Source organism: Campylobacter sp. 2018MI13 (assembly GCF_018501135.1).
Taxonomy (GTDB): domain Bacteria; phylum Campylobacterota; class Campylobacteria; order Campylobacterales; family Campylobacteraceae; genus Campylobacter_E.
In genome coordinates this window covers 17,900-27,674 of the sequence record NZ_JAHCZC010000016.1, presented here as the reverse complement: position 1 = coordinate 27,674, position 9,775 = coordinate 17,900, and the positions used below count along the sequence as shown (strand labels likewise).

At 27.6% G+C, this 9,775-nt stretch carries 7 protein-coding genes; 1 reads left to right on the top strand and 6 read right to left on the bottom strand.

The window, feature by feature from the left end:
* Nucleotides 1–178 precede the first annotated feature (178 nt).
* The 4 genes from KJQ99_RS02940 to dnaA are packed head-to-tail and all read right to left on the bottom strand — an operon-like array spanning nt 179 to nt 5,660.
* Nucleotides 179–916 (bottom strand): hypothetical protein, encoded by a 738-nt coding sequence (locus tag KJQ99_RS02940; protein ID WP_214149947.1) that lies wholly within the window; start codon nt 914–916, stop codon nt 179–181.
* Nucleotides 913–3,225, bottom strand: a complete 2,313-nt coding sequence (gene gyrB, locus KJQ99_RS02935) for a DNA topoisomerase (ATP-hydrolyzing) subunit B (protein WP_214116169.1) — start codon at nt 3,223–3,225, stop codon at nt 913–915. Before gyrB ends, KJQ99_RS02940 begins: the two co-directional genes overlap by 4 nt.
* Before the next feature lie 9 nt (nt 3,226–3,234).
* Nucleotides 3,235–4,317: a DNA polymerase III subunit beta gene (dnaN, locus tag KJQ99_RS02930; protein ID WP_214116171.1), complete on the bottom strand. Its 1,083-nt coding sequence runs from the start codon at nt 4,315–4,317 to the stop codon at nt 3,235–3,237.
* A 26-nt stretch (nt 4,318–4,343) separates the two neighbouring features.
* Complete coding sequence (dnaA, locus tag KJQ99_RS02925) at nt 4,344–5,660, bottom strand: chromosomal replication initiator protein DnaA (protein ID WP_214116173.1); 1,317 nt, start codon at nt 5,658–5,660, stop codon at nt 4,344–4,346.
* Between the two features lie 346 nt (nt 5,661–6,006).
* Between dnaA and ruvC the strand changes: the two genes are divergently transcribed.
* Nucleotides 6,007–6,480 carry a crossover junction endodeoxyribonuclease RuvC gene (ruvC, locus tag KJQ99_RS02920; RefSeq protein ID WP_214116175.1) on the top strand — a complete coding sequence of 158 codons (474 nt, stop codon included), beginning with the start codon at nt 6,007–6,009 and terminating at the stop codon, nt 6,478–6,480.
* Nucleotides 6,481–6,529: 49 nt separating this feature from the next.
* Here ruvC and KJQ99_RS02915 read toward each other — a convergent pair whose 3' ends face one another.
* Together KJQ99_RS02915 and KJQ99_RS02910 are read right to left on the bottom strand one after the other, a co-directional pair.
* Complete coding sequence (locus KJQ99_RS02915) at nt 6,530–8,332, bottom strand: biotin/lipoyl-containing protein (protein WP_214149946.1); 1,803 nt, start codon at nt 8,330–8,332, stop codon at nt 6,530–6,532.
* 11 nt (nt 8,333–8,343) lie between these two features.
* Nucleotides 8,344–9,774 (bottom strand): acetyl-CoA carboxylase subunit A, encoded by a 1,431-nt coding sequence (locus KJQ99_RS02910; RefSeq protein ID WP_214119965.1) that lies wholly within the window; start codon nt 9,772–9,774, stop codon nt 8,344–8,346.
* Nucleotide 9,775: the final 1 nt, after the last annotated feature.

The window sequence follows — 9,775 nt, the reverse complement described above, 5'->3', positions numbered from 1 at the left end:
TTCGTATTGCGTCATCCTGTGTAAAAAAACTCAAGTGTAATATCTACTCCCCAATTCTCTCTCTATACTTCACAATCTTGGCTTTTTCCTACATCCGCCTCGCCATTTGTTTCCTGTTTCTTTCTTTTCGCTGTACCTGTCTCCACCGCGATGTCCACCTCTCTATTCGTCGTCAGCGTCAGATGTGTATAAGATACAAATAATATATTTCTTCTTCACCTTCTAGCCTTTGGATTTTTAAGAAAAAATCACTCTTATTTATAGAGCTTACAACACTATTAGTAATGATATTTTCAGTAGCTACATCTACATCATCTTTTAATCTATTTTGTGCTTCTAAATAAAGTTTATTAAAATTAATACTTGATTTTATAATAGAATAATAGCACTTAAAATCAACTCCATCTATTCTTTCTCTTTTAATTTCTAAAAATATTTTTTTAATTTCGTGTTGCAAGGTTTTATGCTTTGAACTACTTAAAATCATAAAATCAGCAGTAGTAATCCTACCTATTATTAGATTTTCATCCCACGCATAGAATTTATCAATTAATTTTTTTAACAATCTATCACTTTTATTAAACCCTAGCATTAATTTATTTTCGTTTATATTAGAAATTGTAAAAACCACTATAAAATCATCATTATTTAGATATTTTGTAAATTCACTTTGTAATAAAGTCCCAGTTTTTTCATCAATTACATTATGTTTTACTGATTTATAAATTACAAAAACAAAATAATAAAAATACAAAAATATAAAACATAAAATTACTAATATATCTAATGGTTTAAAAACTATTTCGTTAAATTCTTGCAAATATACAAAAGCAAAAACTAATAGTAATAAAGGCATAATGAGCTTAATAGCTGCATCTTGCCTATTTTTTCTTTCAATTTTTTTACTAATTGTCATATATCTAAGTGTTTTACATCTTTAGCGTGTGCTTGAATATATTCACGGCGAGGTTCAACTTCATCTCCCATAAATAAATTAAACACTCCACTAGCCCTATCAAAATCATCAACACTAATTTGAATTAAACGGCGATTTTCAGGGTCCATTGTAGTTTCCCATAATTGTTCTGGGTTCATCTCACCAAGACCTTTATAACGCTGAATATAAGTTCCTTTTTTAGCATTTTTTTCAACTTCATCAAGAACTTCTAAGAAATCTTTATCATTAAAAATATTTCTTTCTTCAATTTTTTTATAAATATAAGAAGCTTCTTCAAAATATGGACTATAAAATAAATCATTATTTACAACTATTTCTTCTAAACCATTTTGAGTTTGAACATAGATTTTAATCTCATCTTCACTAAGATAATGATTTAATATATTAAATCCTTTTGCTTCTAAAAATTCTTTTGATACTTTAAAAATTTCTTGCATATTAAGAGCTAAAATATCAGGATTTTCAACATAATGTCTAATTAATTCAATCACATTAAAGCGTTTTTTAAGCTCATTTAAAATACTTCTATAAGCTGCTACAACTTTTAAGAAATCTTTTAAATCATTTGTCCCAATTCCACTAAATTCTAAATTCTCAACTCCAGTTTCAATCAAATAATCATTTAAAGCTTTTTCATCTTTTAAATATATTTCTTTTCTTTGACCTTTTTTATAGCGATATAATGGTGGTTGAGCTAAATATACATGTCCATTTCTAATTAATTCTTGCATAAATCTAAAGAAAAATGTAAGAATTAGAGTTTGAATATGAGAACCATCAACATCAGCATCTGTCATAATGATAATTTTATGGTATCTTAATTTTTCTATATCAAAATCATCGCCTATTCCACAACCAAATGCCGTAATCATATTTTTAATTTCATCAGATTTTAAGATTTTATCAAGGTGTGATTTTTCAACATTTAAGATTTTTCCTTTTAAAGGTAAAATCGCTTGAAATTCCCTATTTCTTCCTTGTTTAGCAGAACCACCCGCACTATCGCCCTCTACTAAATATATTTCTCTAATTTCAGGGTCTTTTGAAGAACAATCAGCTAATTTTCCAGGTAAAGTCCCTACACTTATGCTTTCTTTTTTACGAGTTAATTCTCTTGCTTTTTTTGCTGCTTCACGACCTCTTGCAGCCATTAAAGCTTTATTCATAATAGCACGAGCATCGTTTGGATTTTCTTCAAAGAATTTAGTTAAAGCATCGTTTGTAATTTTATTTACTATACCACGAACATAAGAACTACCTAATTTACCTTTAGTTTGTCCTTCAAATTGTGGTTCAGGAACTTTTACACTAACTATTGCAATAAGCCCTTCTTTAGTATCTTCTCCTGTTATTTTTATATCTTTTTCTCTAGCAGCTGCATTTGCTTCAATATAACTTGTAATTACCTTTGTAAGCCCCATTCTAAAGCCTGCTTCGTGAGTTCCACCATCTGCAGTTTTAATGTTATTTACGAATGAAAATAAAGTCTCACTATAAGTATCATTATACATTAGTGCAATATCTACAACTACATCTTCTGCTTCATCATTAAATGCAATTACATTTGTAACAGCTTCTTTTTTATTTAAATCAGTTACAAATTGAGAAATACCACCATCATAATGATAAGTTTCGCTTTTACCATTTCTTTGGTCTTTAAAATTAATAGTAATTTGTGGATTTAGATATGCTAATTCACGAAATCTCTTAGCTAAAGTATCATAATCAAATTCAACTACTTCAAATATCTCAGGGTCAGGGAAAAACTCTATGCTAGTTCCTGTGCGATTAGTTGTTTTGATTATTTCTAGCTCACTTGTTGGAATACCTTTAGAAAATTCTTGTCTATGAGTATTTCCATCTCTTTTAACTGTTGCAATTAATTTAGATGAAAGTGCATTTACAACCGATACACCAACGCCGTGCAAACCACCACTAACCTTATAAGTATCTTTATCAAATTTTCCACCAGCGTGAAGAACGGTTAAAACAACGGTTAGAGTTGAGATATTTTCAGTTGGGTGAATTCCAACAGGAATTCCACGACCATTATCAGTAACTATACAAGAACCTTCTTTGGTAATTTCAATATCAATAGTATTACAAAAGCCAGCCATAGCTTCATCAATAGAGTTATCAACTACTTCATAAACCATATGATGAAGACCATTAAAGTTAGTATCGCCAATATACATTCCAGGGCGTTTTCTAACTGCTTCTAGTCCTTTTAATACTTTAATTTTACTTTCTGCATAATTTTCTTGCATTATTTATCCTTAGTTTTTATTTGCTGATATTAGTGATAAGAAATTTTTACTTTCTAAAACAACAGGAGCTGCTGATGAATAGAATTTAAATGTGAAATATTCATTTTCATTTAAATGTAAAAAATCCATCATATGTTTGTTTGTAAGATTTATTTCAAATTTATCTTCTATAGTAATATTTGTTTCTAGCTCACTTGTAGCATTTGTTTCGTTAAAATCATCACTTAAAGCATTATTTTTAAATGTGATTTTACCGGTTTCAAATTCTATTTGACATTTTGTGCAAACTGCACTTAGTTTTTTTATTTCATTTAAAAAGTCTTCGTTTTTAATGATAATTTCATTTGTAGGTAATTTATGTGGCATTACTTCAACATATCTTAAAAAATCAATAGTTGCTAATTTTGTAAAGAATTTAAAATTATCATTTTCAATGATTAAATAATTATTTGTTTTATAAACCCTTACTTCTTCATTTAATAATTTTTGTAGTTCTTGAGCTGATTTTTTTGTAATTATTAATCTTTGTTCGTATTCATTTTGAGCTATGAATGAATATTTATGAATTCTTTTAGAATCGCTTCCTACAAAAACAATGCTATCTTTTAAAATATCTATATAACAGCAATTAAATTGAAAAGAAATACCATTATTATCAACAGCAGGTAAAATCATTTTAAAGCCGATATTTAGTTCTTTTGCACTTATTAAAATAGGTGTTTTACTATTTTCATCTTCTAAGAAAGAAAAATTATTTTCACTATTTATTGGCAATGAAAAATTAGTTTTATTTTGAGTAATTTTGATAGATTTTTCTAATTTTTTGATTTTAATATCGCTATTATCAAGGCTTTTTAAAATATCAATTAATTTTTTAGCATTGATAAAAATTTGCCCTTCATTTATGATATTACATTCTTGGATTTTATATTCAATTCCTATTTCACTATCACTTGCTCTTAAAATTAATTCATTGTTATAAGCTAATAATAAAATATTAGAATTTAAACTTGTATTATCTTTTTTCTCAACATAATTGCTAACTATTAAAGCTATATTTTCTAATCTCTTTTTGTCTATTTGTATTTCCATATTCTTCCTTTTTCGCTTTATTATATTTAATAATCTTTATTTTTTGAGTTTATTATTTTATTTTTTAAATGTTCTACTAGGCTTCTAAAATCATCATCAAGACATATCATTTCATTTATTTTTTTAATATGTTTTGAAATAGCACTATGGTCTTTCATTTGAAAATGAGTTGCTATTTGACTTACTGAATTTGAAATTAATTCTTTAGTTAAAAATATAACTATTCTTTTAGCTTTTACTATTTCTTGTTTTTTAGAACTTGATTTTATTTCGCTTATTTTTACATTTAATTCTGAACTTACTATATCAAAAATATCTTCAATTTCAATATTTGATTGATTTTCTTTAATGTATTCTTTTATTTGATTTTTTAAATCATCTAAGGTTATTTTTTGTTTTCTTATACTTTGAAAAGCGTAAATATAATTTATAATTCCTTCTAAATCCCTTACATTTTCACCTATATAATTAGCAATAGTATTAATCATTTCATCATTTAATTCTATATCATATACAAGGCTTTTTTTCTTAATAATTGCTTTTTTGGTTTCTATATCAGGGACACTAATATTTGCAAGAACTCCTTTATTAAATCTTGATTTTAATCTATCTTCAATTCCATTTAAATTTATAGGAGCTACATCTGAAGTCATTATTATTTGACCATTTCTTTCTACTATATCATTAAAGATATGAAAGAATTCTTCTTGTATTTTATCAGTAGTGCCTAAGAATTGAATATCATCAATTAATAATAAATCACAATCTTTATATTCACTATTAAAACTATCAAATTTATTTGCTAATATTGCATTTTGATAGTCTTTCATAAAACCTTTTGAAGTTTTATAAATTACTTTTTTTCCAAGTTCTAAACATTCATGTCCACTAGCTTGTAATAAGTGAGTTTTTCCTAAACCTGTATTTGAATATATAAAAATTGGATTAAAGTCTTTTCCAAATTTATTTTCATCTGTTATTGCTTTACAAATTCTATAAGCAAACTCATTACTTTGTCCTACTATGAAATTATCAAAAGTAAGGCTTTGATTTAATATTGAAATTTGTTTTTTAGCTACTATTGGTTGAGTTTCTTGTGGTTTGTTTATTTTTTCATTATTTACTTGAATTGTAATTTTATATTTTTTACTATTTGTTTTTTCTGCTATTTTTTCTAATATGCTTTGGTATTTTGTTTGAATATGTTTAGCTATGAATTGATTAGGTGCATTTAGAATTATTTCATTATTTTTGCTTTCATTAATTTGTAAAATTTCAAAATAATTTTTATATTGATTTTCTCCAATTAATACTTTTAATTCTTCTAGAATTTTATTTAACATTTATTCCTCTTTTTTGTTATTACCTTTGATGATGTGAAAATCTAGTAATATTTGTTTAAAAATATTTAAAACACCTATATATCAATGCTTTTAATAGTGAAAAAATATACCAAAAATATACAAACAATTTACAATATTTCATCATAAATTTCACAAGCTCTTTAAAAAATTCTTTAATTTAGTGAAATTTTTTTATGAATTTTTATTGTAATTTTTAAAATTCTTATAAATTTTCGTGAAATTCTATAAAAATCAGTTTATGTGAAATTCTATTTCATTAAGAAATTTATCGTAATAATAAGCATTTCATAAAAAAATAATTTTAAATTTCACAAGGATTTCACATATGAAAATTTTAGGATTTGACCCAGGAACTAGATTTTGTGGATATTGTCTTTTAGAAAAAAATGGCAGCACAAATACTCTTTTAGAAGCAGGTTTAATAAGATTTAAGAGTAAAGAATTAATAGATAATATTTTAGAATTAAACGAAGCTTTAGAAATGATTTTTAAAAAAGTTCCAAATGCTAGTGTGGCAGTTGAAAATATATTTTTTGCTTATAATCCGCAAAGTGTTTTAAAACTCGCACAATTTCGTGGAGCAATGCTGCTTAAAATCTTGCAAACTTATGGGAATTTTAGTGAATATACAGCTTTACAAGTTAAAAAAACAATCACAGGCAAAGCAAAAGCAGAGAAAGAACAAGTAGCTTTTATGGTTAAAAAGCTTTTAAAAATCAATAAAGAAATAAAACCACTTGATATAACCGACGCAATGGCGGTTGCATTAACTCATAGTTTTTATATAAAAAATACTTAAAATATTAACTTAAAGATATATTAGAATCTGTCAAAACAGATTCTAAAATTTATTTTAAACTAGCTAAAATTTGCATAGCTTCTACATTATCTCCTTGTTTTACAAGTATTTTATCTATTGTTCCATCACTCGTTGCTTCAATTGAAACTTCCATTTTCATAGCTTCAAGAATAAATAATTCTTGCCCTGCTTTTACTTTATCTCCTGCTTTTACAAGCACTTTAAACACATTTCCTGACATTGAGGCTAAAATGCTTTTATCATTAGCTATTGATTGTGAAATTTCTTGTTTTTCAATAATTTTTGAAGTATTTTCTTTTTCTTTTACTTTTACTTCGTAGCTATTGCCATTTACTAAAATTTTGTCTTTTTCAATTTCTACATCATAAGTTTTATCATTGACTTGCACTGAATAAAGATTGTTAGAATTTGATTTAGTATTTTGAGAAATTTTTCTAACATTGACTTTTGCTTCACCTTTTAAAAATGCTAATCCTTTTTCTTTACAAGCTGCAACTATGAATAGATTTTCATCAGTTACTAAAATACCTTCTTTTTTAAGTATTTTTTCAATGTATTTAAGTGATTTGGTTTCATCAAGGTCGGCTAAATCTATTGCTTTTTCTTTTGTTGGTTTTAGATTTAATTGTTCGCTTGCAAGTTTTACTATTTTTGGATCTGGTGCTACAGGGGTTTTTCCAAAATAGCCTAAAACCATTTTGCCATAGCCTTCTGCGATTTTTTTCCATTCGCCAAACATTACATTATTAAATGCTTGTTGGAAATAAAATTGACTAACAGGAGTTACGCTAGTTCCAAAGCCACCTTTTTTTACCACTTCGCTCATAGCTTTTATAGTATCAGGGAATTTATCTAATACATTATTATCTCTCATCATTTGAGTATTCGCTGTTAATGCCCCACCTGGCATAGGTGAAATCGGTATTAATGGACTAACTTGTATAGCTTCAGGTGGCATAAAATAATCTTTCATACAATCTTTAAATACTTCTTCATACTTTAAGATTTTTTCAACTTCAAGCCCACCTAAATCATAATTTTTACCTTTTACAGCGTGTAACATTGTAAGAATATCAGGCTGACTTGTTCCACCACTAACAGGAGCTGCTGCAAGGTCAATTCCATCAACACCAGCTTCAAGTGCTGCTAAATAACAAGCTACACTAACACCTGCACTTTCGTGAGTATGAAGTCTAATATGAGTATTTGCAGGTAAAAGTTTTCTAGCCATTTTTATTGTTTCATATACTTTTTGTGGATTACTTGTCCCTGATGCGTCTTTAAAACAAATGCTATGAAATGGGATATTAGCTTTTAAAATTTCTTTTAAGGTTTTTTCATAAAACTTAGTATCGTGAGCGCCTTTGCAACCTATTGGTAAATCCATCATAGTTATTACAATTTCGTGTTTTAAACCATAATGCACTATTCTTTCGCCACTATATTTTAAATTCTCAACATCATTTAAAGCGTCAAAATTTCTAATCGTAGTAGTTCCGTGTTTTGCGAATAATTTTGCGTGTAAATCTATTATTTCACGACTACCAGTATCAAGTGTAACGGTATTTACTCCACGAGCAAGGGTTTGAAGATTAATACCATCTCCTACAATTTCACGGAATTTATCCATCATAGTAAATGCGTCTTCGTTTGTATAAAAATAAAGGCTTTGAAATCTTGCCCCGCCACCAAATTCAAAATGCCTTATCCCAGCTTCTTTTGCAGCTTGTAATGCTGGGAAAAAATCATTCATTAAAACTCTAGCTCCATAAACTGATTGAAAGCCATCACGAAAACTTGTATCCATAATATCTATATATTTTTTAGCCATTTTTCTCTCCTTTAATTTAATTTATCTTTTAATGCCGCACAAATTGAAGCGATTATTTCATCTTTATCTTTTTTATTTTTATCATCAATATTGCTTAGAATTTTTTCTAAATTTGTTTTTATATAACTCGTATCAAAAATACCTTTTCTAAATTCTTTACTTTTTGCAATAGTTTTTAAAAATGAAATTGTTGTCTTTACGCCTTCTATTGTAAATTCTTCTAAAGCTCTTTCTAATTTATTTACCGCTAAATCATAACTAGACGCTTTTACAACTAATTTTGCGACTAAAGAGTCATAAAATGGCGGGATTTTATAACCTTTATAAAGATGGCTATCAACCCTAACTGAAGGTCCTAAAGCAGGATAGTATTCTGTAACCATTCCTGGTGTTGGTATGAAATTCTTATTAGCATCTTCTGCAGTAATTCTAGCTTCAATAGCAAAGCCATTTGATTTAATATCACTTTGTTCTAATTCTTGAATTTGTCCTGCTGCATATCTTAATTGCCTTACTATTAAATCAACCCCTGTTATCTCTTCTGTAACGCCGTGTTCAACTTGTATTCTAGTATTCATCTCCATAAAATAAAATCTATTGTAATCATCTAACAAAAACTCAACCGTTCCTGCATTAGTATATCCAGCCGCTTTTGCAGCTGCTACTGCAGTAGCTCCCATACTTTTTCTTAAATGCTCGCTTATTGATGGACAAGGTGCGATTTCTATTATTTTTTGATGGCGTCTTTGAATAGAACAATCTCTTTCGCATAAATGAATTATATTGCCATAATTATCGCCTAATATTTGAAATTCTATGTGGCGTGGATTTTCTATGAGTTTTTCCATAAAGACATCATCATTATTAAAATATGCTTTAGCTTCTCTTTTACAAGTATTAAATGCAGGTATTAATTCATCTTCATTCCAGACTTCTTTAATCCCACGACCACCGCCACCGCCACTAGCTTTTAATATTACAGGATAGCCAATTTTTTTGGCAAATTCTTTTATTTCTTCTTCTTTGCATTCATTTAATACTTTTGTTCCTGGAACTACTGGAATGCCGTTTTTTTGCATTAATTCTCTTGCTATATTTTTATTTCCCATATTTTTAATAACTTGAGATTTTGGTCCAACGAAAATTAATCCTGCATCTTCTACCATTTTTGCGAATTCATAATTTTCACTTAAAAATCCATATCCAGGATGGATTGCATCAGCACCACATTCTTTTGCAGTTTGGATTATTATTTTTGCGTCTAAATAGCCCTTAATGGCATCTTCACCTATACATTTTGCTTCACTTGCGATTTTTACATGCAGACAATTTTCATCAGGCTTTGTATAGATAGCTACACTTTGAATATGCAAATCCCTACAAGCTCTTATGATACGAACAGCAATTTCTCCCCTATTTGCTATTAAAACCTTACTAATCACC